This is a genomic window from Ferruginivarius sediminum, assembly GCF_003344765.1.
Taxonomy (GTDB): Bacteria; Pseudomonadota; Alphaproteobacteria; order Kiloniellales; family Rhodovibrionaceae; genus Ferruginivarius; species Ferruginivarius sediminum.
In genome coordinates, this window is sequence record NZ_QPMH01000015.1 from 71968 (window position 1) to 98922 (window position 26955).

The 26955-nt window shown below is 67.0% G+C and carries 28 protein-coding genes and 1 riboswitch; of the genes, 20 read left to right on the forward strand and 8 right to left on the reverse strand.

Translation table 11 applies throughout. The features are described 5' to 3' along the window. Positions 1 to 57 precede the first annotated feature (57 nt). Positions 58 to 552 carry an Hsp20 family protein gene (locus DRB17_RS14680; protein WP_114582968.1) on the reverse strand — a complete coding sequence of 165 codons (495 nt, stop codon included), beginning with the start codon at positions 550 to 552 and terminating at the stop codon, positions 58 to 60. Positions 553 to 842: 290 nt separating this feature from the next. On the opposite strand from DRB17_RS14680, the gene DRB17_RS14685 reads away from it, so the two are divergent. The 8 genes from DRB17_RS14685 (at position 843) to DRB17_RS14720 (ending at position 7839) form a co-directional block, all read left to right on the forward strand. Continuing rightward, positions 843 to 1256, forward strand: a complete 414-nt coding sequence (locus tag DRB17_RS14685; RefSeq protein ID WP_241503846.1) for a DUF1465 family protein — start codon at positions 843 to 845, stop codon at positions 1254 to 1256. Between the two features lie 160 nt (positions 1257 to 1416). After that, entirely contained in the window at positions 1417 to 1986 is a 570-nt protein-coding gene (locus DRB17_RS14690; protein WP_114582969.1) for a carboxymuconolactone decarboxylase family protein, read from the forward strand. A gap of 303 nt (positions 1987 to 2289) precedes the next feature. Further along, a complete protein-coding gene (sdhC, locus tag DRB17_RS14695; RefSeq protein WP_241503847.1) occupies positions 2290 to 2676 on the forward strand; it encodes a succinate dehydrogenase, cytochrome b556 subunit in 387 nt (128 codons plus the stop codon). Positions 2677 to 2697: 21 nt separating this feature from the next. After that, complete coding sequence (gene sdhD / locus DRB17_RS14700; protein ID WP_114582971.1) at positions 2698 to 3081, forward strand: succinate dehydrogenase, hydrophobic membrane anchor protein; 384 nt, start codon at positions 2698 to 2700, stop codon at positions 3079 to 3081. A 160-nt stretch (positions 3082 to 3241) separates the two neighbouring features. Beyond that, positions 3242 to 5029 (forward strand): succinate dehydrogenase flavoprotein subunit, encoded by a 1788-nt coding sequence (gene sdhA, locus DRB17_RS14705; protein WP_114583000.1) that lies wholly within the window; start codon positions 3242 to 3244, stop codon positions 5027 to 5029. A 50-nt stretch (positions 5030 to 5079) separates the two neighbouring features. Beyond that, positions 5080 to 5859, forward strand: coding sequence for a succinate dehydrogenase iron-sulfur subunit (locus tag DRB17_RS14710; protein WP_114582972.1), 780 nt, complete (start codon positions 5080 to 5082; stop codon positions 5857 to 5859). A gap of 166 nt (positions 5860 to 6025) precedes the next feature. Continuing rightward, entirely contained in the window at positions 6026 to 6670 is a 645-nt protein-coding gene (locus DRB17_RS14715; RefSeq protein ID WP_114582973.1) for an FMN-binding negative transcriptional regulator, read from the forward strand. Positions 6671 to 6744: 74 nt separating this feature from the next. Continuing rightward, a complete protein-coding gene (locus DRB17_RS14720) occupies positions 6745 to 7839 on the forward strand; it encodes a glycerophosphodiester phosphodiesterase (RefSeq protein WP_114582974.1) in 1095 nt (364 codons plus the stop codon). Positions 7840 to 7866: 27 nt separating this feature from the next. Here DRB17_RS14720 and DRB17_RS14725 read toward each other — a convergent pair whose 3' ends face one another. Continuing rightward, on the reverse strand, positions 7867 to 8073 hold the full coding sequence (locus DRB17_RS14725) for a DUF6494 family protein (protein ID WP_114582975.1): 207 nt from the start codon (positions 8071 to 8073) through the stop codon (positions 7867 to 7869). 159 nt (positions 8074 to 8232) lie between these two features. On the opposite strand from DRB17_RS14725, the gene DRB17_RS14730 reads away from it, so the two are divergent. Together DRB17_RS14730 and DRB17_RS14735 are read left to right on the forward strand one after the other, a co-directional pair. Next, positions 8233 to 9027 (forward strand): phytanoyl-CoA dioxygenase family protein, encoded by a 795-nt coding sequence (locus DRB17_RS14730; RefSeq protein ID WP_114582976.1) that lies wholly within the window; start codon positions 8233 to 8235, stop codon positions 9025 to 9027. Positions 9028 to 9035: 8 nt separating this feature from the next. Further along, positions 9036 to 10394, forward strand: coding sequence for an NAD(P)H-dependent oxidoreductase (locus tag DRB17_RS14735; RefSeq protein WP_114582977.1), 1359 nt, complete (start codon positions 9036 to 9038; stop codon positions 10392 to 10394). Positions 10395 to 10545: 151 nt separating this feature from the next. Here the strand turns inward: DRB17_RS14735 and DRB17_RS19995 are convergent, their stop codons facing one another. After that, positions 10546 to 11307 (reverse strand): hypothetical protein, encoded by a 762-nt coding sequence (locus DRB17_RS19995; protein ID WP_147274920.1) that lies wholly within the window; start codon positions 11305 to 11307, stop codon positions 10546 to 10548. Positions 11308 to 11658: 351 nt separating this feature from the next. Here DRB17_RS19995 and DRB17_RS14740 point away from each other — a divergent pair, with 351 nt between their 5' ends. Next, positions 11659 to 12612 carry a homoserine O-succinyltransferase gene (locus DRB17_RS14740; protein WP_114582978.1) on the forward strand — a complete coding sequence of 318 codons (954 nt, stop codon included), beginning with the start codon at positions 11659 to 11661 and terminating at the stop codon, positions 12610 to 12612. Between the two features lie 18 nt (positions 12613 to 12630). On the opposite strand, the gene DRB17_RS14745 is transcribed toward DRB17_RS14740, so the two are convergent. After that, positions 12631 to 13830: a phosphoglycerate kinase gene (locus tag DRB17_RS14745; protein ID WP_114582979.1), complete on the reverse strand. Its 1200-nt coding sequence runs from the start codon at positions 13828 to 13830 to the stop codon at positions 12631 to 12633. A gap of 139 nt (positions 13831 to 13969) precedes the next feature. On the opposite strand from DRB17_RS14745, the gene DRB17_RS14750 reads away from it, so the two are divergent. Together DRB17_RS14750 and DRB17_RS14755 are read left to right on the forward strand one after the other, a co-directional pair. Continuing rightward, a complete protein-coding gene (locus DRB17_RS14750) occupies positions 13970 to 15013 on the forward strand; it encodes a class I SAM-dependent methyltransferase (RefSeq protein WP_114582980.1) in 1044 nt (347 codons plus the stop codon). A gap of 59 nt (positions 15014 to 15072) precedes the next feature. Continuing rightward, positions 15073 to 16044, forward strand: coding sequence for an AMP-binding protein (locus tag DRB17_RS14755; RefSeq protein WP_114582981.1), 972 nt, complete (start codon positions 15073 to 15075; stop codon positions 16042 to 16044). On the opposite strand, the gene DRB17_RS14760 is transcribed toward DRB17_RS14755, so the two are convergent. Next, positions 16041 to 16727: a Crp/Fnr family transcriptional regulator gene (locus DRB17_RS14760; protein ID WP_161958842.1), complete on the reverse strand. Its 687-nt coding sequence runs from the start codon at positions 16725 to 16727 to the stop codon at positions 16041 to 16043. The genes DRB17_RS14755 and DRB17_RS14760 overlap by 4 nt on opposite strands. A gap of 215 nt (positions 16728 to 16942) precedes the next feature. Continuing rightward, on the reverse strand, positions 16943 to 17329 hold the full coding sequence (locus DRB17_RS14765; RefSeq protein WP_161958843.1) for an ankyrin repeat domain-containing protein: 387 nt from the start codon (positions 17327 to 17329) through the stop codon (positions 16943 to 16945). A gap of 119 nt (positions 17330 to 17448) precedes the next feature. On the opposite strand from DRB17_RS14765, the gene DRB17_RS14770 reads away from it, so the two are divergent. Next, positions 17449 to 18639, forward strand: a complete 1191-nt coding sequence (locus DRB17_RS14770; protein ID WP_114582984.1) for an aminotransferase class V-fold PLP-dependent enzyme — start codon at positions 17449 to 17451, stop codon at positions 18637 to 18639. An 11-nt stretch (positions 18640 to 18650) separates the two neighbouring features. Here DRB17_RS14770 and DRB17_RS14775 read toward each other — a convergent pair whose 3' ends face one another. Then, the gene (locus DRB17_RS14775; RefSeq protein ID WP_147274921.1) at positions 18651 to 19160 is read right to left on the reverse strand and encodes a hypothetical protein; all 510 of its coding nucleotides are present in this window, start codon (positions 19158 to 19160) and stop codon (positions 18651 to 18653) included. 318 nt (positions 19161 to 19478) lie between these two features. Here DRB17_RS14775 and DRB17_RS14780 point away from each other — a divergent pair, with 318 nt between their 5' ends. After that, on the forward strand, positions 19479 to 20987 hold the full coding sequence (locus tag DRB17_RS14780) for a calcium-binding protein (protein ID WP_114582986.1): 1509 nt from the start codon (positions 19479 to 19481) through the stop codon (positions 20985 to 20987). Between the two features lie 26 nt (positions 20988 to 21013). On the opposite strand, the gene DRB17_RS14785 is transcribed toward DRB17_RS14780, so the two are convergent. Further along, positions 21014 to 21841 (reverse strand): HTD2 family dehydratase, encoded by an 828-nt coding sequence (locus DRB17_RS14785; protein ID WP_114582987.1) that lies wholly within the window; start codon positions 21839 to 21841, stop codon positions 21014 to 21016. 211 nt (positions 21842 to 22052) lie between these two features. Here DRB17_RS14785 and DRB17_RS14790 point away from each other — a divergent pair, with 211 nt between their 5' ends. The 5 genes from DRB17_RS14790 (at position 22053) to DRB17_RS14810 (ending at position 26850) form a co-directional block, all read left to right on the forward strand. Continuing rightward, positions 22053 to 22502: a universal stress protein gene (locus DRB17_RS14790; protein WP_161958844.1), complete on the forward strand. Its 450-nt coding sequence runs from the start codon at positions 22053 to 22055 to the stop codon at positions 22500 to 22502. A 45-nt stretch (positions 22503 to 22547) separates the two neighbouring features. Then, positions 22548 to 23282: a class I SAM-dependent methyltransferase gene (locus tag DRB17_RS14795; RefSeq protein ID WP_114582989.1), complete on the forward strand. Its 735-nt coding sequence runs from the start codon at positions 22548 to 22550 to the stop codon at positions 23280 to 23282. Between the two features lie 35 nt (positions 23283 to 23317). After that, positions 23318 to 23536, forward strand: a riboswitch (cobalamin riboswitch). 39 nt (positions 23537 to 23575) lie between these two features. Next, entirely contained in the window at positions 23576 to 23977 is a 402-nt protein-coding gene (locus tag DRB17_RS14800) for a hypothetical protein (RefSeq protein WP_114582990.1), read from the forward strand. Between the two features lie 17 nt (positions 23978 to 23994). Further along, entirely contained in the window at positions 23995 to 24843 is an 849-nt protein-coding gene (locus DRB17_RS14805; RefSeq protein WP_114582991.1) for a phytanoyl-CoA dioxygenase family protein, read from the forward strand. A gap of 174 nt (positions 24844 to 25017) precedes the next feature. Then, a complete protein-coding gene (locus DRB17_RS14810; protein ID WP_241503848.1) occupies positions 25018 to 26850 on the forward strand; it encodes a potassium/proton antiporter in 1833 nt (610 codons plus the stop codon). The last annotated feature ends 105 nt before the right edge of the window (positions 26851 to 26955 follow it).

Here is a 26955-nt window from a genome sequence, read left to right on the forward strand (position 1 = left end):
GCCGCCTCCGGCCGGTTGCGTGCGATTGCGTGCGTCGGAGCCAGTCGACGGCCTGCGTTACGCGGCCTTCTCGGCTGTCTCCACGCTCTCGGTCTCCGCCGACTTGTGCTCCAGCGTTTCCGCCTTTGACGCCGGCTTGATGGCGATGGTGCGCGGCTTCATCGCCTCGGGCACCTCGCGGCGCAGTTCGATGTGGAGCAGGCCGTTGTCGAGGCGCGCACCCCTCACTTCGATATGCTCGGCCAGCTCGAAGCGGCGCTCGAACGCGCGGCGGGCGATGCCGCGATGCAGGTACTTCACGTCCGCGCCGTCTTCGTGCGCCTTGCCCGAGACGATGAGCGTCGTGCCCTGCGTCGTGATGTCGAGCTCATTTTCGCCGAAGCCGGCGACGGCCATCGTGATGCGATAGTCGTTCTCGCCCAGCTTCTCGATGTTGTACGGCGGATAGCCCGGTGTGGAATCGTCGGCGCGGGCAAAGCTGTCCAGCAAGGACGCCATCCGGTCGAAGCCGACGGTCGAACGCATGAGTGGCGTCAGGTCATAGCTGCGCATAGCCATATCCTCCTAAAGCGATACGGTTTTCAACTGGTCCACCAACTGGTCGAACCACTGCCCTGCGGCTCTTCGTGGCCGGAGCCCATCAAGGCACTCCGCCGTCGCCGCAAGGCCATATGTATATGGGTATCTCGCACGCGGATTCAAGAGGGTGAGGCGCGGTAAACTGCCAAACCCGAGTGCCGTGGACGGACGCCGTCAAGCGCTTGCTTGGGCGGGGCGGCAAGGTGTTGTTAAACTTGCTTTGCTGGAGTTGAGATATTCGGCGAAGCAACGGGAAGACAGGCTTGGGCGAGATCGACACCACGATGGCCGGCGCGGTCGCGTTCTTCGACCGGACGTACGACGAGGCCCTGGCGCTGACCCGCGAGGCCCGCGACTATATCGGCGGACAAGGGGCGAGCGAGCGCCGCGCCATGACGCCGGACGCGATGCTGGTCGCCAGTTGCGAGGAAATGCGCCTGACCGCGCGCATGACGCAGGTGATGGCCTGGCTGCTGGTGCAGCGCGCGGTCCATGCCGGCGAGATGACGCGAAGCCAGGCCGCCGCCAAGGAGCACCGGCTGTCCGGGCAGGACGCCTGCCTGTCCGGGCCGGTTGCGCCGGAGGTCGAATTGCCGGCGCGCCTGAACGACCTGCTCTCGCGCAGCCGTAACCTTTACGAGCGGGTGCAGCGCCTGGACGCCACGCTCGACGGCTGACGCGCTCACGACGTTTTGAGGCTCTTGCGAGTGCAGAGTCGCTTCGGTCCTCCCCAAATGCACGGGTGACATCGCCGCCATCAAGAATGGGTGGCGGTCCGAAAATGAGCTTTGCCGGTGTTTCCGGCACGGTTTCCCCAAGAGTTTGAGGAGGAACTCCATGAGTCAGCCGAAGAACGGCTTCCGCATCCACGACAAGTCCAGCGCGCCCGAGGCGTCCACGCCGATCCTGGAAAAGGTCGAGAAGGGTTTCGGCTTCATCCCGAACGTGCTTGGCGTCACGGCGGAGTCGCCCGCGGCGCTGGAGGCCTATGTCACGCTGAACCAGATCCTGCAGACCAAGACGGCGCTGTCGCCGGAAGAGCAGCAGGTCGTCCTGCTGGCGGTGAGCCGGCACAACGGTTGCGGCTACTGCGTCGCCGCGCACACGGCTTCGGGCGAGCGCACCGGCCTGGACGCCGGCGTGATCCAGGCGCTGCGCGAGGACCGCAATCTGCCGGATCCATCGCTGGACGCGGTGGCGACACTGTGCCGGACGTTCATCGACAAGAAGGGCTGGCTGGACGAAAGCGACATCCAGGCGTTCCTCGATGCCGGCCACACCCGGCAGAAGCTGCTGGACGTCATTGTCGGCCTGTCGATGAAAACGATCTCCAACTACATCAACCACATCGCCGACACGCCCCTCGACACGCCGCTGCAACCGAAGGCGCTCGACAAGGCAAGCTGAGCGCCGGCACGGCAAAGCTTCAAGACCCGGGTGCGGCGCGATTTCGCCGCGCCGCACCCGTCCGCCTGTTTTTGACAGCCTGGCCCGAAGCCCCGGCAAGGCCGGCACTTTGGCGCGGGAATCCGCCGCAAAACGGCGTTGCCGATGTATCCGGCAGCGACGAGCCCGCCGGAGGCAGCGTTGACTCGATCCGGCGCGGGGTCTATTTCGGAACCATCGTTCGCGTTATGCTGTTGTGCAGCAATTCGGTTGCGATGCCGCGAAACATCTCCTTTCGCGGCTGACCCGCGCAGGAGAGGCGCCTTGAGTACGTCGGATCGTCCGCTTTCGCCGCATCTTCAAGTCTACCGCCCGCAGCTTACCTCCACACTGTCGATATTCCACCGCATCACCGGCGTTTTCCTGACGCTGGGCACGCTGCTTCTGACGTGGTGGCTGGTCGCCGCCGCCTCGGGCGCGGAGGCCTTTGCCGCGGCGCAGTGGTTCATCGGCTCCTGGATCGGTTACCTGCTGCTGCTCGGCTGGTCGGTGGCGCTGTTCTACCACCTGTGCAACGGCATCCGGCACCTGTTCTGGGACGCCGGCTATGGCTTCGAGCTTGTGAATGTCTACCGCAGCGGCTGGGCCGTGCTGATCGGCACCGCGGTTTTGACCGTGGTCGCCTGGATCGCCGGGCTCATCGCGCTGTAAGCAAGGCCGGGAGGAAATCGGATGAAGTCGATGCGTACGCCGATGGCGCGGGTCCGCGGCCTGGGCTCGGCCAAGGACGGTACCGCCCACTGGTGGGCACAGCGGCTGTCCGCGCTGGCGCTGATCCCGCTGACGGTATGGTTCGTGGCCAGCGTGATCGCCATGGCCGGCGCCGATCATGCCGCCATGACCGCCTGGGTGTCCTCGCCCGTGGTGGCCGGGCTGCTGGTGCTGCTGGTCGTCGCGACATTCTATCACGGCTATCTGGGTTTGCAGGTCGTCGTGGAGGACTATGTCCATCATGAAGGCGCGAAATTCGCCACGATCATCGCGCTGAAGGCCTTGGCCATCGTGCTTGGGCTGGCGGGCACGCTGTCGGTATTGACCATTCTGTTCCGGGGCTGAGGCAACCATGAGCAAGTCCGAGTCGAGCAAGTCCACGACAAAGACCACGAAGAGCGCCGCGAGCAAGTCGACCGCGTCGAAGGCGACGGCCTCCAAGGCATCTACCGCCAAGAAATCCGCCTCGAAGTCCTCGGGCAACGGCAAGGCCGCGCCGGGCGCGATGGAGCAGGCCTATCCGGTCCACGACCACACCTACGACGTGGTCGTCGTCGGCGCCGGCGGCTCCGGCCTGCGGGCGACGCTGGGCTGCGTCGAGGCCGGGCTCAGGACGGCCTGCATCTCCAAGGTCTTCCCCACCCGCAGCCATACGGTGGCGGCGCAGGGCGGCATCTCCGCCGCGCTCGGCAACATGGGCGAGGACGACTGGCGCTGGCACATGTACGACACCGTGAAGGGGTCGGACTGGCTGGGCGACCAGGACGCCATCGAGTACATGACGAAAGAGGCGATCCCCGCCATCGTCGAGCTTGAGCATTATGGCGTGCCGTTCTCCCGCACCGAGGCGGGCAAGATCTATCAGCGCCCCTTCGGCGGCATGACCACGAACTTCGGCGAGGGCACGGCCCAGCGCACCTGCGCGGCGGCCGACCGGACCGGACACGCCATGCTGCACACGCTGTACCAGCAGGCGTTGCGCAACAACGCGGAGTTCTTCATCGAGTACTTCGCCCTCGACCTCATCATGGAGGACGGGGAATGCCGCGGTGTGATGGCGTGGAGCCTGGAGGACGGCACCATCCACCGCTTCCGCGCGAAGACGGTGATCATGGCCACCGGCGGCTATGGCCGCGCCTACTTCTCCTGCACCAGCGCGCACACCTGCACCGGCGACGGCAACGGCATGGTGCTGCGCGCCGGCCTGCCGTTGCAGGACATGGAGTTCGTGCAGTTCCACCCGACGGGGATCTACGGCGCCGGCTGCCTCATTACCGAGGGCGTGCGCGGCGAGGGCGGCTACCTCACCAACAGCGAGGGCGAGCGCTTCATGGAGCGTTACGCCCCCAGCGCCAAGGACCTGGCCAGCCGCGACGTGGTCTCGCGCTCGATGACCATCGAGATCCGCGAGGGCCGGGGCGTGGGGCCGAACGGCGACCACATCCACCTGCACCTCGAACACCTCGACCCCGAGGTGATCTATCAACGCCTGCCCGGCATCGCGGAGACGGCGCGCATCTTCGCCAACGTGGACGTCGCGAAGGAGCCGATCCCGGTGCTGCCGACCTGCCACTACAACATGGGCGGCATCCCGACGAACTATCACGGCGAGGTGCTGACCAAGCGCAACGGCAACCCGGACGAGGTCGTGCCGGGCCTGATGGCCGTCGGCGAGGCGGCCTGCGTCTCGGTCCACGGCGCCAACCGGCTTGGCTCCAACTCGCTGTTGGACCTCGTGGTGTTCGGCCGTTCGGCGGCGCTGCGCTGCGCCGAGGTGGTGAAGCCGGGCGAGAGCCACAAGCCGCTGCCGCCGGAGTCGGCGGAGAAGGCGCTGACCCGCCTGGACAAGCTGCGCCACGCCAAGGGCGACACGTCGACGGCGGCCCTGCGGCTGGAGATGCAGCAGGCGATGCAGACCAACTGCGCCGTCTTCCGCACCGGCGATGTGCTGGAGGAAGGCAAGACCAAGATCGCGGATTGCTGGGCCAAGCGCGGCGACCTGCGCGTCACCGACCGCTCGATGATCTGGAATTCCGATCTGGTCGAGACGCTGGAGCTGGACAACCTGCTGGGTCAGGCCGCCGTGACGATGCATTCGGCTGCCAACCGCACCGAGAGCCGGGGCGCCCACGCGCGCGAGGACTATCCCGACCGCGACGACGAGAACTGGATGAAGCACACCATCTCCTGGTGCGACGACAGCGGCAAGGTCACCCTCGACGACCGCCCGGTGCACATGAACCCGCTGACCAACGAGGTGCAGCAGTTCCCGCCGAAGGCGCGGGTTTACTAGCCGGCTGCCCGCTTTGGATTTGAGACGGTCGAGAGGACGAAGAGGCACACATGGTTGAGTTCGCGCTGCCGCGCAATTCCAAGATCCAGCAGGGCAAGACGTGGCCGGCGCCGGAAGGCGCCAAGCGGCCGCGGACCTTCAAGGTCTATCGTTGGGACCCCGACAGCGGCGAGAATCCGCGGGTGGACAGCTACACCGTCGACCTCGACGACTGCGGGCCGATGGTCCTGGACGCGCTGATCAAGATCAAGAACGAGGTCGACTCGACGCTGACCTTCCGCCGCTCCTGCCGCGAGGGCGTGTGCGGGTCCTGCGCCTTCAACGTGAACGGCCGCAACACGCTGGCGTGCACCACCTACATCGAGGAAACCGACGGCGAGGTGAAGGTCTACCCGCTGCCCCACATGGAGGTGGTGAAAGACCTCGTGCCGGATCTGAACCAGGCCTACACGCAGTATTCCTCCATCGAGCCGTGGCTGAAGACGAAATCCCCGGCACCGGAGCGCGAGCGCCTGCAGTCGCCGGAGGAGCGCGCCAAGCTGGACGGCCTGTGGGAGTGCATCCTGTGTTTCTGCTGCACCACCGCGTGTCCCAGCTACTGGTGGAACGGCGAGCGTTACCTTGGTCCCGCCGTCCTGCTGCAGGCCTATCGCTGGATCGCCGACACGCGCGACGAGTACACGGGCGAGCGGCTGGATAACCTGGAAGATCCCTTCCGGCTGTACCGCTGTCACACCATCATGAACTGCACGCGCACCTGTCCGAAGGGCCTGAACCCGGCGAAGGCCATCGCCGAGATCAAGAAGCTGATGGTCGAGCGCCGCACCTGACGGCGCATCCGCGCGCAAGAGCCAAACGGCCGCCGGAACAACCTCCGGCGGCCGTTTTCGTTTTGCACCGCCAGCGGAGCGGTCCCCCAGGACAGGTGAAAGCGGCCCTTCCCTGTGGCAGAGTGGCGCCCTATGGGGTGACGCAACATCGGGGGAGGTGCAATCCATGCACATACCGAAACTGTTCGAGCTAAAATCCACCGAAGCCATCGCGCGGATCCTGCGCGAGCACCGCTTCGGCCTTCTGGTCACGACGGACGCGGCCGGCGCGCCGAATGCGACGCCCCTGCCGTTCGTCTACGAGGGCGACGGCAGCGGGGGCCGCCTGCTGGCGCACGTCTCTGCCGCGAACCCGCAGGCGGAGGAACTGCGCCGCATGGCCGCGAACGGGCAGCCGGCGCTGGCGGTGTTCCAGGGACCGCACAACTACGCCTCGCCGACGTGGTACGGCCCCGGCAACCATCCGCCGACCTGGAACTACCTGGCCGTCCACGTCAGCGGCGTACCGGACATCGTGGAGGACCCGGCGGAGGTCGACGACATGCTGGCCCGCATGACCGCGCAGGAAGAGGCCACGCGCGAACCGTCGTGGGTGCCGGAAAACCTGCCGATGGAGGTGCGGGACAAGCTGCGCCCCGCCCTGCTGGCGTTCACGATGCCACTGACCAAGGTGGAGGCGAAGGCGAAGCTGGGCCAGAACAAGCCAACCGCCGCGCGCGACGGCCTGCGCGCCGGGCTGGCGGCGGAAGGCACGGCGGAAGCGGACGCCCTGCTGGCCTGGATGGAGGCGCTGGACGCAGAAGCCGTCTGACCAGTCGCGGTTCCAGCCTTGGAGCCGCGCAGCCCGCTCTTGGCGCGGCGCGAAGCATACGCGATGCTGGGCGCATGCGCTTCGCCCTCTCCCGCCGTTCGATTGCCTGGATCTTGGCGACCGGCCTGCTTGTAGTACTGGGGGCGGGTCTGTTCTTCCAGACGCGCCCGCCCGGCTTCGGCGGCAAGAGTGGAATGCGCTTCGAGGCGCAGGGCCATCGCGGGGCACGCGGCGCCCATCCGGAGAACACGCTGCCAGCGTTCCGTCACGCCCTGCAAGCCGGCGTGACGACGCTGGAGATGGACCTGCACCTCACGGCGGACAACGTCGTCGTGGTGCACCACGATCCGAACCTGGACCCGGACCGCACGCGGGACGCGCAAGGTAACTGGATCGAGTCGCCGGCCCCCGCCATCCACACGCTGACTTTTGGTGAGTTGCAGGTTTACGACGTCGGCACCGCCCGGCCGGACGGCAGGGTGGCAAAGCGCTTTCCCGAACAGGCAAAACTGGATGGCGTACGCATCCCCTCGCTGCAACAGGTCATCGACATGGCGGAGGCCGAGAGCGACGGCGCCATCCGCTACAACCTCGAAACCAAGATGACGCCGGACGACCCGGCCGGCACGCCGTCGCCGGAAACCCTGGCCCGCGCCGTGCTCGGCGTCGTCGAGCGCGCCGGCATCGCCGAGCGGGTCACCATCCAGTCTTTCGACTGGCGCGCGCTGCGGGCCGTGCGGAAACAAGCGCCGGAGGTGTCCCGCGCCTATCTGACGGCGGAGCGCGACTGGTTGAACAACGTCCGCCGGGGGGAGGACGGCGAATCCCCCTGGCTGGACGGCCTGGACGTCGATGTCTACGCCGCCTCCGTCCCGCGCACTATCGTCGCCGCCGAGACGGGCGCGGCGGACAAGCTGGAGGCCGCACCGCCGTGGCGGGTGATCTGGTCGCCCTACTTCCGTGACCTGCGCAAGACCGACCTGCGCCGCGCCCACGGCCTGGGCATCAAGGTCGTGGTGTGGACGGTGAACGATGGCGAGACGATGGGCTCGCTGATCGACCTGGGCGTGGACGGCATCATCACCGATTACCCGGCCAAGCTGCGCAAGGTGATGCGGGAGAAGGGCCTATCGCCGCCGCCCCGGTTCCAGGCGGCGGCAGGCGGCTGAACATCGAGGGTCCGCGACGGCGCGCGCCTACTCCAGCTCGATGGCGCCGTCGATGTCGACCTTCATGTCGAGGTCGCCCATTTCCAGTGTCATTTTGACCTTGAGCGTCTCGTCGCCCTTCAGCTTGCCGCTGTCGATGGCCTCGCGCACGGCCTTCTCGATGTCGCGCTGGCTGGTGACGCCGACCTTCTTCAGGAACTTGCGGATGGAGATGTTGAAGGTTTCCTCGTTCATGGGCGCGGGCTCCTTTGATGTTGGGTTGGTGAACCTTTGCACACTGTAACGCCGGGATGCCGGCGGGAGAAGTGGTGCGACCAGTGACCGTTTGCCGCCTGCCCGGGCGGGCGGATATGATGCGCGGAATACGTAACGCCCGCGCTTTGGGAGGCCGCCATGCAGCTTAGCGAGGATCAGGTCCGCCAGTTCGAGGAGCAGGGATACGTCTTCCTGCCCTCGCAGTTCACCGAGGCCGAGGTGGCGGCGATGAAGGCCGACATCCCGCGCATCTTCGCGATGGACCGGCAAGAGGTCTGGCGCGAGAAGGACGGCAAGTCGGTGCGCACCGCCTTTGCCGCGCACACCTACTCCGAGCCGTTCCACCGCCTGGCGCATCACCCGCGCATGATCGAGCCGGTGAAGCAGCTTCTGGGCGGCGACGTCTACGTCCACCAGTTCAAGATCAACGGCAAGGAGGCCTTCGAGGGCGACGTCTGGCAGTGGCACCAGGACTACGGCACCTGGAAGCGCGACGACGACATGCCCGAGCCGCGCGCCATGAACATCTCCGTCTTCCTGGACGAGGTGACCGAGTTCAACGGCGCGCTGATGATCATCCCCGGCAGCCACAAGGCTGGCGTGCTGGAGGCCGGGCACGACCTGGAGACGACCTCCTACCCGCTGTGGACGCTGGACAAGGAGACGGTGGCGCGCCTGGCGGACGAGGGCGGCATCGTCGCGCCGAAGGGGCCGGCGGGCTCGATGCTGATGTTCCACGGCAACATCGTCCACGCCTCGCCGCCGAACATCAGCCCGTGGCGGCGGATGATCACCTACATCTCGCTGTGCCACTGCGACAACCACATCCGGCAATTCAAGCGCCCGGAGTGGATCGCCCACCGCGACTTCACCCCGATCGAGTGCATGGCCGACGACTGCCTGCTCGACCTGTCACGCCAACCGGCGGAGTAAGCGAACCCATGAACCTCTATCGAATGCTGAGCCGCCGTGCCGAAAACGGCAGCCCGATCCGCGTCGGCCTGATCGGCGCCGGCAAGTTCGGCACCATGTTCCTGGCCCAGGCGCGGCGCACCCCCGGCCTGCACCTGATGGGCATCGCCGACTTGAACCCCGCGCGCGCCGAAAGCGCCATGGCGGAAACCGGCTGGCCGGCGGCGCAGCACGGTGCCGACAGCTTCGAGGACGCACGACTGGACGGCACGACCCGCATCACCGCCGACCCGATGGACCTGATCGCCGCCGACGGACTGGACGTGGTGATCGACGCCACCGGCCACCCGGCGGCCGGCATCGCCCACGCCCGCGCCTGCGTGCGGCACGGCCGTCACCTCGTCATGGTGAACGTGGAGGCCGACGTGCTGGCCGGCCCGTTGCTGGCGCGCGAGTTCGAGAAGGCGGGCCTCGTCTACACCATGGCCTACGGCGATCAACCGGCACTGATCGCGGAGTTGGTGGACTGGGCGCGGGCCAGCGGCTTCCCGGTGATGGCCGCGGGCAAGGGCACGAAGTACCTGGAGCACTTCCACGCCTCCACCCCCGACACCGTGTGGGAGCACTATGGCATCACGCCACAGCGCGCCAAGGCCGCCGGCATGAACCCGAAGATGTTCAACTCCTTTCTCGACGGCACCAAGTCGGGGATCGAGATGGCGGCGGTCGCGAACGCCACGGGCCTCGCGGTACCACCGGAAGGACTTGCCTTTCCACCCTGCGGCGTCGATGACCTGCCTCAGGTGCTGCGTCCGGCCGAACTGGGCGGACGCCTGCACCACGCGGGCCAGGTGGAGGTCGTCTCCAGCCTGGAGCGCGACGGCCGGCCCGTGGGGCGCGACTTGCGCTGGGGCGTCTATGTCGTGATCGAGGCGGAGACCGACTACGTCGCCCGCTGCTTCCACGACTACGGCCTGCAGACGGACGTCAGCGGCAATTACACCGCGCTCTACCGGCCCTACCACATGATCGGGCTGGAACTTGGCATCTCGGTCGCCAACGCCGCCCTGCGCGGGGAGTCGACCGGCGTCTCATCCGCCTTCAACGGCGACGTCGTGGCCGTGGCCAAGCGCGACCTGAACCCCGGCGAGGAACTGGACGGCGAAGGCGGCTTCTGCGTCTGGGGCCGCCTGATGCCGGCGGCCGACAGCCTGGAACAGGCCGCGCTTCCCATAGGGCTGGCGCAGGGAATGCAGCTTGCGGCGCCGGTCAGGAAGGGCGAGGTCGTCACGCAGCGCCACGTGAGCCTGGACGAGTCCGACCCCACGGTGCGGACGCGACGCGAGATGGAGAAGGCGTTCGCCGCCACGAGGACGGCGGCCGAGTAGCCGGAGGGCATGGCGCCTTACGCCGCAAGCCACGCCGCATAGCCGGCCACGGCGATGTCGAAGACTACTGAGCTTGGCGGGGTGTTCCTTAACGAGCCTCTTGAGCTGCCACACTTGCGAGCTTATTCGAGGGAGACACGTTGGCCTTGTGCTATTTGATCCCCAAAATCATGTCGTCTGGAACGCGTGCGCACCTGCCCTCCTCGAAGATATAGCGCTCAACAACAGGCGGATCAGACGCCGGAGACCCTGACCAGTTTCTATTGCTTGCGTAAATGACGACGCCATTGCCATCGCCTCGTTCCCGCCATGTTATCTGGGGGAAATCGCTTCCTATATCTGCGCCAGGAATCAACGTTGGGGCTGCTGGTGGTGGGGGAATCCTATAGATGCGCATGACACGCGTGTGGGCACCAACCTGATAGCGGACAACCAGTTCGTTACGCCCATCACCATCGAAGTCATGCGTGTAGAGTTGAAAATCATGCCCCTCTATATTGTCGAATACCCCAGATGCCCCGGTCGACCAAGAATATGTCAAGGCGTGACGAGTTGCTCCGATAAGACTGAACAGATGCCTTGCCGTTGCCGTAAGAACAGATCCAAACGCCACCGTCTCGACAGATGGAATAACCTGGGTCGTCGACTGGACATGGCGATGATGACGCATTTCCCAATAAATAAGAGCCAGCCCACACAAGATGAGAGGCAGATTAAGCCAAGCCGGAGGATTGAGCACCCAAGAAATTGCAGTGGCCACCCACCCAGGGCTGTTGATGTGTTCAATCACAAAGTCGATGTCTCCGCCGACTTGTAATAGCCATCTTACGAACTGCCAAATGGGCGATAAAAAAAAGAAAATGACGCCCACAAGACGCCAATGTCGCCGGACCCACATACCGTTCTTCCCCATCCGCGCCTCGTCCGCGTGCCGAACTTATATCACACCCTCGTGAGATGTAGATAGGGAAGGGGGATATTCACGAATACTCTGACATCTCGCTCGATGCTCGTCGCGAATAGAGATTCCAGTTACGGGAAGGTCAATCCTCGGCCGGAGACTTGACGGTGCCGGGCGGTCCGTGGAATGTAAATTGCCACGCTGTCGACGCGGATCGCGAACTGTCGATCCGCTGTGCCGTGTTTTGCGCCGCACGCCCATTGCATTCGCGACGGCTCAGCATAATATGCAACTCTACGGTGTGCGCCCCGCATGGCCGGGCACGACTCGGCACGGGTCAACCGAAAACGGTTTGGAACGCCTATGCCTATCAAGATTCCCGCGAATTCGCCGGCGGAACGCATCCTCAATGACGAGGGTGTGGAACTGATCGAGACGGAAGTGGCATTGCGCCAGGACATCCGTCCGCTGCGCATCCTTCTGCTCAACCTGATGCCGATCAAGGTGGCAACCGAGGTGCAGATCGCCCGCCTGCTGAGCCACACGCCGATGCAGGTGGAACTGACGTGGCTGACGACGCGCAGCTATACGCCGCACAACACCTCGCGGGAGTACCTGGAGGCGTTCTACCGCACACTGGACGATGTCCGCGACGAGCACTTCGACGCCCTCATCGTCACCGGCGCGCCGGTGGAGCGGCTGCCGTTCGAGGAAGTGGAGTACTGGCAGGAACTGCTGGAGATTCTCGACTGGTCGGAGCGCCACGTTTTCCGCCGCCTGCACCTGTGCTGGGGCGCGCAGGCCGCGCTGTGGCGGGAATTCGGCATCGACAAGCTGCTGTTCGACGAAAAGCTGTTCGGCGTGTTCGAGCACCGCGTCGTCGCTCCGCGCCATCGGGTGCTGCGCGGCTTCCCCGACGTCCTGATGGTGCCGGTCTCGCGCTACTCCGGCGTTCGCCGCGAGGACATCGAGGCGCGTGATGAGTTGGAGATCCTTATCGACTCCGACGAGGCCGGCGTCTGCATGGTCGGTCACCGCAAGACCGGCGACATCTACATGCTGAACCACCTTGAGTACGACACCCACACACTCAAGGAGGAATACGAGCGCGACCTGGAACGCGAACCCCGCATCGCCCCGCCGCGCAACTACTTCGCCGACGACGGCCCGACAACGCCCAGGCCGAACGTCTGGCGCCCGCTGGCCTACCTGCTGTTCAGCAACTGGAACTACCTCCTTTACGAGGACAGCCCCTACGACCTCACCAGCCTGTCCCGCAAGGACAAGGCGGACGAGACGGCGCCCGTGGGCGGTTGAGGGGGCTGCTCCGTCCCCTCAACCGGCGCGCAGCGCGGCGACGCCCGGAAGTTCCTTGCCTTCCAGCCATTCCAGGAAAGCTCCGCCGGCGGAGGAAACGTAGGAGAAGGACTCCAGCACGCCCGCGTTCGTCAGCGCCGCGACGGTGTCGCCGCCGCCGGCCACCGAGAGCAGTCGGCCCGAGGCCGTCATCTCCGCGGCCTTGCGGGCGACGTGATTGGTCGCGGCGTCGAACGGCGGCGTTTCGAAGGCGCCCAGCGGACCGTTCCACACCAGCGCGCGGCAGTCCTCCAACCGGCGGGCCAGATGCTCGGCCGAGGCGGGGCCGAGGTCCAGGATCATCATGTCGCCGGGCACCTCCTTCACCGAGACCGTCTTCGTCTCCACGCCCTCCGCAAGCTTTCCGGCCACGACGACATCCGTAGGCAGCACCACGTCGCACCCGGATTCCTGGGCCCGGCGCATGATGTCGCGCGCGGTGTCGGCCATGTCGCGCTCGCACAGCGAGGCGCCGACCTCCTGCCCCACCGCATGCAGGAAGGTGTTCGCCATGCCGCCGCCGATCACCAGGACATCGACCTTGGCGACGAGGTTCGCCAGCAGGTCCAGCTTGGTGGACACCTTGGCGCCGCCCACCACGGCCATCAGCGGGCGTGCCGGGTTCTCCAGCGCCTGCTCCAGGTGCTCCAACTCCTCCTGCATCAGGCGCCCGGCCGCCGAGGGCAGCAGCCTCGCCAGCGCCGAGACCGAGGCGTGCGCCCGGTGCGCGGCCGAGAAGGCATCGTTGACATAGACGTCGCCCAGCGCCGCCAGCTTGGCCGCAAACGCTTCATCGCCCTTCTCCTCCTCGGCGTGAAAGCGCAGGTTCTCCAACAGCGCCACCTGCCCCGGCTGAAGCCCGGCAACGACCTGCTCCGCCGCCGGGCCGATGCAATCCTCGGCGAAGGCAACCTCGGCGCCGCCCAGCGCGGCGCGCAGCGGCTCGACGATCGGGCGCAGCGACATCTCCGGCACCCGCTGTCCCTTCGGCCGGCCGAAGTGGGAGAGCAGCACCACGCGCGCGCCCTTGTCCATGAGTTCGCGGATGGTTCGCGCGCCGCGCTGGATGCGGGTGGCGTCCGTCACCTTGCCGTCCTTCATCGGCACGTTGAAATCCACGCGGACCAGCACCGTCTTACCGGCGATATCCAGGTCATCCAGCATCGTGACGTCGGCCATCTTATCCTCGCTAAGCTTGGGCGGCAGGAAAACCGGCGGGAGCGTACACAGCGAGCGCCTGGACGCAAGCAATTCGAGGGGTCTTGACCGCACGGGGCCGGCACCGAATTGAATAGGATTGTCAGCAACGAGGATTGCAATGGCGAACCCACTGACCCGTTCGGCCTACATGCTGGGCCAGGCCGCGCGCATCGGCGCCTACTTCGGCCAGTACTGGCTTTCCGCCCGCGTCACCAGGCCGGTCAAGCCGCCGCGGCCCATCGCCCGCTCCACCCCGAAGACAGGGCAGATCCTGGCCGACCTGCGCAAGCTGTTGCGCCGCGACTGGGAAAACGTCGAGGCCGGGCATTACCGTGTCCCGCACGACCTTTTTGCCGCGCCGGTCGATGCTCTCCGCACCGCCCCGCAATACTTCCGCGACCTGCAGGCGGTCGAGCGCCGGCGCCACGACCGGCAATCGCAGGAGATCTTCGCGGCACGGCGGGAGGATTGGGACAACTTTCCACGCTATTACCTGCAAAACTTCCATTACCAGACCGACGGCTGGCTCAGCCGGGAGTCGGCACGCCTGTACGATCATCAGGTGGAGGTGCTGTTCGGCGGCGGTGCCGACGCCATGCGCCGGCAGGCGCTGGTACCGCTGGCAAGCGTGCTGCACGAGCGCGGCGTACGCCGGGCGAAGCTCCTGGACATGGCGTGCGGCACGGGGCGCTTCCTCACATTCGTAAAGGACAACTACCCGAAGCTTCACGTCACCGCGCTGGACCTCAGTCCCGACTACCTGGAGGAGGCGCGCGACGGCCTGTCGCCCTGGCGCGGCGTCGATTTCGTGCAGGCGCCGGCGGAGAGAACGGGCCTGCCGGAAGCGACCTTCGACGCCGTGACCTGCATCTACCTGTTCCACGAACTGCCGGCCAAGATTCGCGGGCAGGTCGCCGCCGAGGCGCATCGGCTGTTGAAGCCGGGCGGCGCGATGATCCTGCTCGACTCTGTCCAGCTTGGCGACAACCCCGACTACGACGGGCTGCTGGAATACTTCCCCGTGGCGTTCCACGAGCCCTACTATGCCGAGTACGCCCGAAGCGATCTGGACGCGCTGTTCACGGCCGCCGGCTTTCGGGTTGAGGCGACGGAGGTTGCGTATTTCTCGCGCGTCATGACGCTTCGCAAGCCCGCGGATTAGGACACTACGCCCCATCTTCGCGGTTTCACGACGCCTTGCGGTCCGCTATCTGTAACGCCATGGCCGATGCAACCGACAGCCTTGCCGAGAGTAACTGCGTGCTGACCCGGGTCCGCGAGCGGGCTGGCATTGCCGGCAAATCCGCCGCGCTTGCCACCTTTGGGCGAAGCTGGAGCTACGGCGAGGTGATGGCGCGCAGCGAGCGCATCGCGGGCGCCCTCGCGCGTCTGGACGTCGGGCCCGAGCGGCCGCTGGGCCTGCTTCTTCCGCCCGTTCCGACAGCGGCGATGGCCGCGCTGGCCGCGCTGCGGCTGGGGGCGACCGTGGTGCCCTGCGATCCCATGCGCTCCGGCGAGGAACTGCGGGATCGCATGCAGGCCATCGGCAGCGGCGTGATGGTGACGCTGGACCTGACCCGGCTGCAACGGCGCTGGATCGGGCTCTTGGATCAGACGGAGCTGTCGGCCGTGCTGGTGGAGAAGATGGCCGACCTTCTGCCCTTCCCGCGCAACCTGCTGATGCCGCTGATGCGCGGCGGGGAAATCGCCGCCGTGCCGCGCGACCCGCGCCTGGCCGCCCTGCCCCGGCTTCTCCAGAAGGATGCCGGCGCAGCCGTGCAGGCAGGGCCAAGTGGCGCGTTGCTCGATACCGAGAGCCGAAGCGTCGGCGAGGATGCGATACTGGACGCGATGGGCGCGCTGACCGACCTGGCAGGCGGCGCGCGGCGCTGGCTTCTGGCGCATCACTTGGACGACGCCTGGCCGCTGGCGGCGATGCTGACGCCGCTGACGGCGGGACGGGAGTTGATGATGCTGCCAAGGCTGGATGCGCGAACCGTGGCGGCCGCCCTGAACCACGAGCAGCCGCAAGTCGCCGTCCTCTCCGGCAAGGTGGCGGTGGAACTGGCCGCCAGCCCGCCGGACAGCGGCGCGCTGTCGCTCGCGGTCGTGCCGCCGCACGTGCCGGAAAACGTCCGCGAGGAACTGGCGCACGCCACCGGCGCGCGTGTGGTTGTCTGGCAAGGGCCCTAAAGCATCGGCCGGCGAGTCAGGGTGCGGTCGTCGAACTGGCTGATTTCCGTCAAGCCGTCGAGATCGTGGAGATGCAGCCACCCACTCTTGATCGTGACGTAGCCATCCTCTCGCAATCGGCGCAGCAGGCGGCTGACGTGGGCACTTGCAAGGCCCAGGGCATCGGCCAGATGGGTCTGCGTCAGCGGGAAGGGGCATGACGTCCCTTCGGCCATGTCCCGCCGGGCCATGCGGTGATAGATTTCCAGCAGCAAACAACCCAGCCGCTCGGTGACATGGCGCCGGCCGATGCCCGTCAGATGCTCGCGCAGCAACGCCTGATCGTGGGCCAGAAGCCATACCAGTTGCCAGCTCAACTCCGGGTCGTGGGCCAGAAGCTCGCGCAGGGCATCGCGTCTGAACACGCAGGCCGAGGCGTCGGTGACCGTTTCCACGCCATGGTCCATCGGACCGACAAGATCCGGCTGCACGCCGATCACGTCGCCCGGCAGCATGAAGCGCAGGATCTGACGGCGCCCGTCCCTCAGCATCTGAAAGCTGAAGGCCCATCCAGAGAAGAGCGTGAACAGATCGCTTCCCGGATCGCCCTCGTAATAGAGCGTGGCGTGCGGGCGGTAGTAACGGACTTCTCCTCGGGCGCGGCCGATCGCCTTGATCTCTTCCGAGGTGACGGGCGCAATCATTGGCAGCCGCCTCAATGGGCAGTTGCGACAGTCGTTCGGGGGACTCTGGGCGCGAAACGGTCTGTGCCGCATGCCATACCTTCTGCACCCCGCCGGACCATTCGGCGCGGCGCGCTTTAGTATGACAGCTTCATGAATTGGTCATCAAAAAATACCGCTGCGCTCGACGTTTTTGATTCACATCATGTTTTCAATAGGTTGCGGGCGTAAAAAGCCTACTTCGAGTGTGCGTATTCCGCGAGCAAGGCCTGTATCTCGGCCGCGTTGGCGGGCCATTTTCCCCACTCCCGCGGACCGTAGTCCCACTTATTCCGCGCGCCAGGCGCCGCGCCGGCGGCCAGAAGGTCGCCCACCACTTCGACGTGGCCGCGCGCGGCGGCCAACATCAGCGGCGTATTCCCCTGATCGGAGCTTTTGTCGACCGTCGCCCCATGTTCCAGCAGCAGCGCCACCATGTCCCGGTCGCCCTGCCCCGCCGCGCGCAGCAGCGCCGTCACACCCAGCCGGTCGGCGGCATCCGGCGAAACGCCGGCGTCGAGAGCGGCGCGCGCCCGCCCGTGATCGCGGCGCGCCACCGCATCCAGCAGATCGTCCCTATCCATACCAGCGCTTATCCCGCACCGCCGCCAAGCCGTCAAGCCCATCGGCCGCCGCCGCTTGAGCTCGCGCTGCCGCGTCCAGTAGGCTGGGATGCAATGAAAATGCGGGAGGCCCGCCCCTCATGTCCATCGACGTCGCCCAGGCCCGCGCGGACACGCCCGGCTGCCGCGAAGTGCTCCATCTCAACAACGCCGGCGCCGCCTTGATGCCCAACTGCGTCGTCGAGGCCCAGATCGCCCACATCCGGCGCGAGGCACGGCTGGGCGGCTACGAGGCCAAGGAGGCGGCCGAGCGCGAGATCGAACGGACCTACAACGCCATCGCCAGGCTGCTCAACTGCACGCCGGCGGAGATCGCGCTGGTGGAGAATGCGACAGTCGCGTGGGATCTGGCTTTCCACGGCATGGACCTGCGCGAGGGCGACCGCATCCTGACCTGCGACGCGGAGTACGGCTCCAACTACATTGCTTTCCTGCAGGCGCGCGAGCGCAAGGGCGTGTCGGTCGAGGCGGTGCCGAGCGATGCCAACGGCCAGCTCGATATCGGCGCGCTGGAAGGCATGATCGACGGGCGGGTGAAGCTGATCGCGGTGACGCACGTTCCCACCAACGGCGGTCTCGTCAATCCGGCCGTGGAGATCGGGCGCATCGCGCGGGCCCACGGCATCCCCTTCCTGCTGGACGCCTGCCAATCGGCCGGGCAGATGCCGCTCGACGTGGACGCCATCGGCTGCGACATGCTCTCCGCCACCGGCCGCAAGTTCCTGCGCGGCCCGCGCGGTACCGGCTTCCTCTATGTGCGCCGCGATTTCATGGAACGGCTCGATCCGCCGTTCCTGGACATCCGCGCGGCTCGCTGGACGGGACCGGACACCTACGAAATGCGTGACGACGCCCGCCGCTTCGAGAACTGGGAATTCAACTACGCCGCCGTCATCGGCCTTGGCGTCGCGGTGGATTACGCGCTGTCCTGGGGCCTGGAGGATATCGAGGCGCGGGTGACATGGCTGGCCGACACCCTGCGCCGCCGGCTTGGCCGCATCCCAGGCGTGAACGTCGCCGACCTGGGCGCCCGGCAGTGCGGCATCGTCAGTTTCGCCGTAGACGGCCCGCCCCCTGCCGAAACCCGGCAGGCCTTGCGGCGCAGAGGCATGCACATATCTGTCTCCGACCGCCATTCGACGCTTCTGGACATGGACCGCCGGTCGCTGGACGCGCTCATGCGGGCCTCGGTGCACTACTACAACACCGAGGAGGAGCTCGACCGTTTTTGCGAGGCCATCTCGGAGCTACGCACCCAATCGGCTGCCTGAGCCGCGATGCGTCAGCTTGTGGGCCGCGCGGCGATACGCTGCGGCTCCCGGGCCAGCACGTGCAGGCAGATCGAGCGCGGCGTCGCGCCCGCTCCGACCTCGAAATCGCCGGCCTGCAGGGCGTTCCGCGCCACCGAGAAATAGAACACCAGGGTGAGGCGGCAGCCCTCGTTTTCATAGGTCCAGGCAACGGTGTCGTTGTCCTGCCGCGCACTGGCCGGCTTGCCGAAGACCGACAGCGCGTCGGCGAAGGTCATGCCGGCAAGCTCGCTGGCGTGCACCCGGGGAAAGTCGGGGCGAACCGGCGGTTTCGGCGGTAACGGCAGGACCGTGACCGGCCGCGTGGGCTGTGCCGGCGGCGCAACGACAGCTTGCTCAAGCGTCGCTGGCTCCGGCTTTTTCTCGACGGTGTCGACCGCGTCCGTGGTGGCGGGGGTCGCCTCCACCTGCCGCTCCGGGTCATTGCCGGGAAGGGCGCAGGCACCCAGCGCCAGAAGGCCGACGAGCGCGAAACGTGTCATATCGCGGGGCATCTCGGGCCACCTCCTGAGGGCAACCTCGATTCCCGACTCAACAAGGTTAAAAGTCGATTAACGCACTCTGATTCCCGACATTGTGGTAACTCGAAGTTGTCTCCGCACCTCCGAAATCTCCCTGCCATGACGGACGAGACACCGATACACTTGAAGATTGCCGGAGGTGGATTTCCCTCCAATACAGTCAATATAATGAAATAAAATTTCAAGAATATGGAACATTCATAATTGCATTTATTTACTATCGTTTGAGAGGGAGCTAGCCCCACTGGGCCGTGATACGCGAAACACGGGGAGGCTGGCATGACATCGCCGATCATTTACGGCACCAAGCATGACGATAACTTGGCGGCCGACCATGCAGATTTGACCATCTTCGGACTTCATGGCGACGACGTGCTCACCAGCACGTTCAACCGGACAACCCTCGACGGTGGCAAGCACAGCGACACGCTGATATCCGACGTCGAGGTCAGTGGCCATCCCGGTGAGACGGTCGAAGCCGTGACGACGCAACATGGCCGGCACGGCAGGGATACGCTGGATGCGGCCGTGACTGCCTCGTTCGGCAGCGAGACTTATGCGCACACCGAACTCGACGGCGGAGATGGCGACGACGACATCACCGCGCAAGCGAGCGCCATGACGGAGGCCCTGATCCTCGACGAAAGCGCAACGGCCTCGGCGCACAACGATATCGACGGCGGCGCCGGGCACGACACCATCGACGCGACCGCCTTCGCGGACGGCCTATTCAACGTCGATCTGACCGCAATCAACGATATCGACGGCGGGGATGGCGACGACGTCATACATGCCACGGCCGAAATCGCCTTCTTCAGTGCGCCGGACAGCAGTACCGCCCTCAACATCGTCGACGGCGGCAAGGGTCACGACACGATCCACGCCGTCGCCACCGGAGATTTCAGTGGCCTGCACAGCGACGTTCGCAACGAGTTAATGGGTGGCAGCGGCAACGATACGCTGACCGCGGAGGCGGTCGCGCAGTCGAACGGGGGACGCAGCGCAACGAACCTGCTGTATGGCGGCGACGGCGAGGACACCCTGAGCGCACACGCCTTGGGCAATTCGAACAGCGATACTGTCGAGGTAAGCAACACGCTGTACGGCGGGGCTGGGCACGACATCCTGATGGCGGAGGCTCGCGGTATCCATAGTTTCCTCAACACCGTCGAAAACACCCTGAGCGGCGGCGACGGAAACGACACCTTGATTGCCGAGGCGACCGTCACCTTGCTGGAGCCTGGAGGCTTCTTCGGCGTCAGCACCGCCACCAACATACTCTACGGCGGCAATGGCGACGACGAGATGCAGGCAACCGCCCGAATGGACGCCGAGACTCCGCAGGACGGAACAGCCGAAAACATCCTCGACGGCGGAAAGGGCGACGATACCCTCACCGCCACCATCGCGCCCGGCAGCCCGGGTCGCAGCACGCTCAGCGGCGGACGCGGCGACGACGTGCTCCAGGTCCACGGCGGCAGCGACAACGAGCTCGATGGCGGGCGCGGCCAGGATACGCTGATCGGCGGCGACGGTGACGAATTCATGACCGGCGGGCCCGGCGGGGATCTCTTCGTCTTCGCGGCGAACGCCGGCAACGACACGATTCTCGACTTCGAGGACGGCCGCGACCTGATCGAGCTGCGCGGCTTCGACTACGGCGATCTGGCGGAGGTGTCGGTGCGCGATGACGGCGCCGATGCCATCGTACAACTCGACGCGGACAACGAGGTGACCGTCCTGGGTGCCGCCGGCCTCATCGGCGCCGACGACTTCTGGTACGCCTGAGCCTTGGCTCGATGGAGGTGCACGCCTCAGTCCGTGGCCCGCGCTTCCATCGCGAGGCAGCCGTCCGCATCGGCGACCCACAGCGAGGCGCCGGCCTCGGCGGGCTGCCCGCACAGATCGAAGCCGGCCGTGTCGAAAACCGGGAGAAGGGCGCGGAAATCGAAGCCGGCGGGGGCCGCCCGGCGGCCCTCGCGCAGCATCAGGTCGACCAGCAGCGTCGCCAGCAGCGGCCCGTGCACGATCAGGCCCGGATAGCCTTCGTGCCCGGCGGCGTAGGGCTGATCGTAATGGATGCGGTGGCCATTGAACGTCAGCGCCGAGTAGCGGAACAGCAGCACCGGATCGGCCCGCACATGCCGCCGCCAGACGGCATCGCCGGGCGCAGGCTGGCCCTGTGGCGTGGTGCCGGGCCGGCGGGCCTCGCGGTAGACGATGTCCTGTTCCTCGACAAGGCAGAGGCCGCCATCGTCCGCGATCTCGTGCCGCAGGGTGACGAAGGCCAGCCGCCCGCTTCGCCCCTGCTTCTCCGTCACATCGGTGACGGTCGAGGTCTTGCGCGCACTGCCGCCGACGAGAAGCGGCCGGTGAAAGCGCAGGCGCCCGCCGGCCCACATGCGGTGCGGCAAGTCGATGGGCGGCAGGAAGCCGCCACGCGCGGCATGCCCGTCCTCGCCCAGGGCGGAGGCCGGCGCCGTCTCCCAGAAATAGATCCAGTGCCACAACGGCGGCAGCGCATCGCCGTCCGAAAGGTCCGGCGCGCGGTCCTGCGTCGCCTGCATCGCCCGCGCCCGGGCGATGTCGATGGTATCCGTCTGCTCGACGCTATTGCCGATCCAATCGCGAGGATCGCTCATCCCGCGAACTCCCGCCGACCCTGTATGACCGCCATACGTTGCCTTCCCGTCGTCCTGTCCTTTCGGCGCCAGCCGCATGGCCCCGAGCCTAGCCGATCGCCGTGTCCCTGCAAGACCTACCCGGATTGACCAGGATCAAGGTGAACCGCCGCCCACCGCGTCAGGGTCGGATACGCGCGGGGCAGCACCCGCCTGCCGGGGAGGAGACAGGATGTACAAGCGGATACTCGCCGCCGTCGACGGCTCGCCCAACAGCTATCGCGCCGTCGAGCGCGCGGCCATCATTGCCAAGACGCAGAACGCCGAGCTTGTTCTCGCCAACGTCGAGCCGCGCCAGCCGGTGCCCGAGAGCCTGCGGCAATTCGCCCGTGTCGAGCACCTGGACGAGGGCGCGACCGAGACGTGGGAGAACATCGCCCGCGCCGTCCTGCACCGCGCGAGTTCCGAGGCGACGGAGGCCGCCGGCGGCGAACTCAAGATCCGCGAGGAGACGATGATCGGCGATCCGGCCGACGCCATCCTCGACGCCGCCGACGCCGAGAACCCCGACCTCATTGTCGTCGGCAACCGCGGCTTCAGCCAGATCAAGGGGCTGATCCTCGGCAGCGTCTCGCAAAAACTGGCCGCCAACGCCCACGTCGACGTGCTGATCGTGAAGTAGGGATCGGGGCTGCGCTTGCACGCCCGATGCGGTACAAGTCCAGGCATGATCGCCGACACCGCCGACCACGCCAAGCGCCCCCGCCGCAAACACACCGCCGTCCTGCGCGAGTGGCTGCCGCTTGCCGGGGCGCGCGTGGCCGATATCGGCTGCGGTCAGGGCGGGGTTGCGCGGATACTGGCCCGTGAGGCCGCGTCGGTGATCGGCATCGACCCGCAGCACGCCGCCCTCCTGCATGCGCGGGAAGCAGACGATAAGGCCGAGGCAAGTGGCCCGATCCATTACATTGCCGCCGGGGGCGAGACGCTGCCGCTGGCCAATGCCTCGATGGACACGGCCGTGTGCTTCAACGCCCTGCATCATGTCCCCGTCGAACACCAGGACGCCGCGCTTGCCGAGGCGTGGCGGATACTGCGTCCCGGGGCGCGGTTGCTGGTCGTCGAGCCGATTGCGGAAGGCCCGGTGTTCGAGATGGTCCAGCCGGTGGAGGACGAGACCGAGGTCCGCGCCGCCGCCTATGCAGCCCTGGGTCGCGCGGCGGCGCAGACCGGCTGGCATCTGATGCACGAATCCGAGTACGCCGCGCCGGTGCGTTATGCGTCCTTCCAGGCGTTCCGGGACAACATCGTTGCCGTCGATCCCGCGCGCGAGCCCGCCGTCGAACGGCACGAGGCGGCCATGCGCGCCCGCTTCGAGGCAAGCGCGCGCCAAGCCGACGGCGCCTTCTGGTTCGATCAGCCCTGCCGCCTGACGGTGCTGGTGAAGGCGTCCGACGACTAAGGCCGATTGACACGACCACGGACGCCCCGGCATCCTTTTTCCACATGCGTCGCGGTCATCCCCTTCTTATAGGGGATGCAAACGGGAATCCCGTGCGGCCCGCCTTCTCGGGTCGGGCCAATGCCGGAGCTGCCCCCGCAACTGTAAGCGGCGAGCTGCGTGCCAGCACGCGCCACTGGTCCCGATGGACCGGGAAGGCCGGCACGCGGCGGCGACCCGCAAGCCAGGACACCGGCCGCGACGTGCCGTTCAACCCCAGAACCCGGGCGGGGTGCACCGGGAGGAGGTATCGCGTGACGTCCTCTTTTCCAGATTTCGACGCCATCCATGTCGCCAATGACCGCGGCGCTCCATCCAGCATCATGCCGGCCGTGAGTCAGCCGAAGGCCGACGAGCGCGCGCCGTGGTTCGATCCCGGCTGGTTGATCCGCCGCGCCCTGGCGGCCGGGCCGGGGGAGCCCGCCGCCAGGGCGGAAGACGCCTTGCTGGCGTGGCTGGTGCGCCTTCCCGTGGAGTGCGATCCGGCCGATGCGGCGGACAAGGCGCTCGACGCCTACGATCGCCGGGACGGAACCTTCGGGCGCGGCGCACGGCGCTTGCTGGCGCTTCTGGAGGAAACCCGCTACTACACGCGCCAAAGGCTGACGCGCGTTCGCCGCGTGCGCCGGCGACACCGCGAGAGGGACGACGCCTGAATGCGTCTGGATGCCGCATGACCGCGATTGCACTGATAACGGCCCCGCTTGACGAGGCCACGCGCAATGCCCGCGTCTATCGCGGCGACATCCTGGTATTCCGCCAGCTTGCCGGCATGCGCGCCCTCCGCGACCGGGTGGCGGAACACCTCCGGCGCGTCATGGGCGACGATCCCGAATCGGTGCACCGGGCGATGAACGGCGCGGGCATCGAGGCGGCATCCAACGCCCTGCGCCGCGACCTTGGCAGGGACGAGGCCATCCGCGAGGCCCTGTACGCCGCCCTGCGCGAAGCGGGCGTGGAGCCCGGAAGGACCTACGAGGACGGCCTGAAGCTGCGGGTGCAGCCGCCGGCCGAAGGTGCGCGCGGCATCGTCACCGAGCCTTTGGGCGCGCACCGCGATACCTGGGGTTCCAACGTCATGGCGCAGACCAACTGGTGGTCGCCCGTCATGCCCGTCACGGCCGAGCGCACCATCGCCCTGCTGCCCGCGTATTTCGCCCGCCCGGTCGCCAACAACAGCACGGGCTGGGATCTTGCCGAGGTGCTGCGCCGCCGCCGCAAAGGCGAGCCGCTGGACGACTACCCCTTCCTCCCGGTGGTGGAGGAAGCGCCGGATCCCTCGGAAGCCGTCGCGATGGAGATCGAGCCGGGCGACCTGATGTGCTTTTCCGGCGCGCACCTGCACGCCAGCGTTCCGAACACGACCGACAGGACACGTTTCAGCCTGGAAATCCGCACCGTCAACGCGGACGACGCCGCCGCCGGCCGCTGCGCCCCCAACGTCGACGGCCGAGCCGTGCGCACCGCCTGGCAGTGGTTCAGGCGCCTGAGCGACGGCGAGCGGCTGGGCGGGATGGTTTAGCTGAAAACAGCGGCTTCCGGCAGTCTGCTTTGAATTCAAGATTATGCCTGCCCGGTGCCCATTTCTTCTTCCGGGTCTGAGGCGACGCTAATCGTAACGGCTGCCCGGGTGATGCCGGACGCATCGAGACATGTTATTCATTAAACATACCGATGAGCGAGGCGCACGGGGAGGATGACGGACGGCATGGAGCTGGGCAATCAACTTATCCTGCTCGGCGCCGGGCTCGTCTTCGTCAGTATCTTCGCCGGGCTCATTTCCTCCCGGATCGGCGCGCCGCTGCTGCTGGTGTTTCTGGCGCTGGGCATGCTGGCCGGCGAGGACGGGCTGGGCGGCATCCACTTCGACAACTTCCAGGCCGCCTACACCATCGGAGCCACGGCGCTGGCCATCGTCTTGTTCGACGGCGGCCTGCGCACGCATCGCGACACGCTGCGCCTCGCCTCCTGGCCGGCGCTGGTGCTGGCAACCGTCGGCGTCATCGCGACGGCGGTCCTCACCGGGGTTGCGGCGTTCTTCCTAATAGACCTGAACTGGCTGCAAAGCCTGCTGGTCGGCTCCGTCGTCGCCTCGACGGACGCGGCGGCGGTGTTCTTCCTGTTGAACCTGCGCGGCACCAACCTCGTCAAGCGGGTGAGCGCCACGCTGGAGGCGGAATCGGGCCTGAACGACCCGATGGCGGTTTTCCTGACCGTCACCTGTGTCGAGCTTCTTCAGTTGGGTATGCCGGAGGCAAGCTGGTCGGCGGCGCTGGACCTGGGCGCGGAGTTCGTGCTGCAAATCGCAGGCGGCGCGGCGTTCGGGCTGGTGGGCGGCTATGCCCTGCTGCGGCTCGTCAACGTGTTGCAGCTTGCCACCGGCCTCTACCCGATCCTGGCGCTCTCGGGCGCGCTCGTCATCTTTGCCGGGGCGCAGAACGTGGGTGCCAGCGGCTTCCTGGCCGCTTATCTGGCGGGCATCGTGCTGGGCAACCAGCGCCACCGGGCGACTCAGATCATCGACCGCTTCCAGGACGGCCTCGCGTGGCTCAGCCAGATCGTCATGTTCCTGATGCTGGGGCTTCTGGTGACGCCCTCGCAGCTTGCGGACTCGCTGCTGCCGGCGCTTGCCATCGCGGTCTTCCTGATGGTCGTCGCGCGGCCGTTGAGCGTGGCGGCCTGCCTGCTGCCGTTCCGCTTCACCTGGCGCGAGCGCGGCTTCGTCGCCTGGGTCGGCCTGCGGGGGGCGGTGCCGATCTTCCTGGGCACCGTGCCGGTGCTGGCCGGGCTGCCGAACGCGGCGCTGTACTTCGAGGTCGCCTTCGTCGTGGTCCTGACCTCGCTGATCGTGCAGGGCTGGACGCTCAACTCGGCGGCGCGCGGCCTGAACCTGGCCTTGCCGCCGCCGCCCGATCCCTCGCAGCGCGTGGACGTCGACCTGCCCGCCGACGTCGGCCGCGACATGGCCGCCTACACGGTGCAGGACGGCAGCGCCGCCGCCGGCCGGCACCTGAACGACCTGCCCATCGGAGCGGACATCGACGTCGTCTCGGTCATCCGCGACGGTGCGATGCGCCGGCCGGGCACCGTTGGCCGCCTCTCCCCCGGCGACTACGTCGTCGTCGTGGTGCCCGCCGAGCGGCTGGAAGAGCTGGACAAAGTGTTCGGCCGCCCGCCGAAGCGCGACCGCCGGGGCCGCGACGAGGCGGTGCTGGGCGAATTCGCCTTCGGCGGCGAGGTGAAGGTGGGCGACCTCGTGGCGATGTACGACCTCGCGGTCCCCGCCGCCGAGCACGACCTCAGCGCCGACACCTTCCTCCGCCGCCACCTGCGCGGCCAGCCCGTCCCCGGCGACCGCCTGCGCCTGGGCCCGGTCGAACTGATCGTCCGCAAGCTGGACGGCGAGCACATCAAGCAGGTCGGCATCGAACTGGACCCCCAGCCGGCGCCGATACGCAAGGACCTGCTGTTCATCTGGGCAAGGCATGCGCTGCGACGGCTGCGGGGGGTGTTCAGGAAAGGAGGGTGAGCAACTGTCTTTCATCATGCCGCTTTTGGCTGCCAGGGCGTGTTGTCGCGAAGCATGGCGTTGAGGATGGTGATCATCTTGCGCATGACGGCGACAATGGCGACT